This window comes from Photobacterium sp. 2_MG-2023 (genome assembly GCF_030547675.1).
Lineage (GTDB): Bacteria > Pseudomonadota > Gammaproteobacteria > Enterobacterales > Vibrionaceae > Photobacterium > Photobacterium arenosum.
The window spans coordinates 1-1,395 of record NZ_JAUOQQ010000052.1 but is presented as its reverse complement, the minus strand read 5'-3'; the positions used below and the strand labels follow the sequence as shown (position 1 = coordinate 1,395).

The following is a 1,395-nucleotide window of genomic DNA, read 5'->3' as shown; positions in this document are numbered from 1 at the left end:
ATCATAGACAGGACCTTAAGCATTAAGCTTTTCATAAATTCCATCTAAGGTTCTGTCTTTCTTGGATTTTCTCTGAGCTGCTTTGCGAGCATTCATTGATATATATACCATAGCCCATTCCAGTCGCCCTGATATTTCAGACCTTGCTTGGTGCATCAAGCTTTCCAATATTGGTAGTAGCCAAACATCAACATTTTTTGCCGCTTTAAATACAGATACTGACGGCAGGCTGGTTATGGCGATACTTCGCCGAACAATCAGCGCTAGCAAACTGGCCCATATCAGCCCCTCAGCAATGGCTTTTTGTGCCGTTACAAAACGACGCCAATTCGTATGCGACTTTAACTCCTTGAATAGCAACTCAATTTGCCACCGGCACCGATAGAGCGCCATGATATCGTCTGCTGAAAATTGTGATGTCGGCAAGTTTGTCAACCACAGACAAAAACGCTTTTCTTCAGCGAACCATCGACGCACCACCCGGAACTCATACTTTCCTCGCTTGCATCTCAGGTCAAGAACTTCGGAGCGGTTAGTTTTTCGGCTAATATCCTTGAGTTTCATATCTATTAATCTTGGTAATCGCCGACCATTGCCATTGTGGGCATTAACAATCGTTGGGTTAAGTGATTTACCGCCACGGACGATAAAATGGCCGTTATGACGAGAAAGTTGCTCGAAATAGCTAAAATCCACATAGCCAGCATCGGCTAAAAGCAATTTTTTCTCTATGTTGCCAGGTGTGGGCAAGTACGTCCGCTCAGATGCTGTATCTGCCGTTACTGTCATCGTTTTTGGTGACTGGTCAAACAGCGACATGGTCATATGACATTCAATCGCAGCTGGATAGTTTTTGAAGCGGCTTGGAAAAACCTCACGAAGTCCGTCGTGAACTCGAAAAGAACTGCCATCCTGCAGAATAACATCGTCGAAATGAGATAACTTTGCTGGCATTGAACGGGAACTCTTCTGGAGTAGCTGAACTGTTGCAAATTTGACCAGCTCTTTCATAAAGTCGGCAAAACTATCTTTTCGCAACTGGTTATGAAAAGGCTTATAAGCCACATTTTGCTTTTCACTCAGACACATCCCGTTGAACTGGCGATGAAGATCGGCAATGGCGTGGCAGTTGCCCTTGCTCAAAGCCGCGAGAAGGCTGAGTACCAATTGTTGAGGCTGAATTGCTCTGGCCCGCTGAGTAAAACCACACTTTCTTGCAGTTTTTTCGAGGAAACTGGCATCGAAGAATTGCATCAGTTGCTTCTTTAAAGAGATAATCGTCATCGGCTTCACGGTTGATTCTGGTTGTTTGTTTGGCGACGATTATCAGATCATAAGTGAAGCCTTTTTTCTAGCTAAAATATGGGGTTAGGGCTAAAGATCCTGTCTATGAGC

1 protein-coding gene is annotated in these 1,395 nt (G+C 44.4%); it reads right to left on the bottom strand.

The window, feature by feature from the left end:
• Positions 1-15: 15 nt before the first annotated feature.
• Positions 16-1,284 (bottom strand): IS4 family transposase, encoded by a 1,269-nt coding sequence (locus tag Q4491_RS21395; protein WP_218387448.1) that lies wholly within the window; start codon positions 1,282-1,284, stop codon positions 16-18.
• Positions 1,285-1,395: the final 111 nt, after the last annotated feature.

Coding starts and splice junctions, on each gene's coding strand:
- Q4491_RS21395 (WP_218387448.1), bottom strand. CDS start 1,284: ATGACGATTATCTCTTTAAAGAAGCAACTGATGCAATTCTTCGATGCC.